General features: G+C 60.6%; 1 protein-coding gene. It reads right to left on the bottom strand.

The window, feature by feature from the left end:
• On the bottom strand, window positions 1-1,062 hold a 1,062-nt coding region (locus A3730_RS05075; RefSeq protein ID WP_082872263.1), incomplete at both ends, for an FAD-dependent oxidoreductase.

The following is a 1,062-nucleotide window of genomic DNA, read 5'->3' as shown; positions in this document are numbered from 1 at the left end:
TCGCCGAGCTTCTGCTTCACCTCATTGGACAGGCCTTTTACCTGGCCGTAATCGAATTCCGCCGGCAGCGCGGTGGTTTCCGCCGCCCGCAGTTTTTCGATCTCGTCGGCCTGGCGGTCAATATACCCTGCGTACTTGGCAAGAATTTCCATCTGCTCGATGACCGCCGCATCCGGGCGCTCCGCCAACGACACTGCATCCGCCAGGCTGGCGTAGGTCAGCTCCGGGCGCTTGAGCAAGTCGAGCAGATTGTATTCGTGGGCCAGGGGCTTCTCGATCAGGGCATTCACCGCCTCGGCTTGCGGCGTTTTCGGGCGCACCCAGGTGCTCTTCAGGCGCAGCTCTTCCTGCGCCATGCCCTCGCGCTTGGCATTAAAGGCAGCCCAACGTTCATCGTCCACCAGGCCCAGCTCGCGGCCTTTTTCGGTGAGTCGCAGATCGGCATTGTCTTCACGCAGCAACAGCCGGTATTCCGCGCGGCTGGTGAACATGCGATAAGGCTCCTGGGTGCCCATGGTGATCAGATCATCCACCAGCACACCGATGTAGGCCTCGTCCCTGCGCGGGGTCCAGGCGTCTTTGCCCTGGCTCAGCAGCGCCGCATTCAGGCCCGCCAGCAACCCCTGGGCACCCGCTTCTTCATAACCTGTGGTGCCGTTGATCTGGCCGGCGAAGAACAGCCCCGGCATGTGCTGGGTTTCCAGGCTATGTTTGAGATCCTGGGGATTGAAATAGTCGTACTCGATGGCGTAACCCGGACGGGTGATATGGGCGTTCTCGAAACCCCGAATGGAACGCACCGCCTGCAGCTGCACATCAAACGGCAGGCTGGTGGAAATGCCATTGGGGTATAGCTCGTGGGTATTGAGCCCTTCCGGTTCCACGAAAATCTGGTGGCTGTCCTTGTCCGGGTAGCGGTTCACCTTGTCTTCGATGGACGGGCAGTAGCGCGGCCCCACCCCATCAATCACCCCCGTAAACATGGGGCTGCGGTCAAAACCGCTGCGAATGATGTCGTGGGTCTGGGCATTGGTATGGGTGATATAGCAGCACACCTGCTGC

Source organism: Alcanivorax sp. HI0044, from assembly GCF_001634945.1.
Note: the sequence above shows the minus strand (reverse complement) of the source record. Positions and strands in the feature narration are given on the sequence as shown.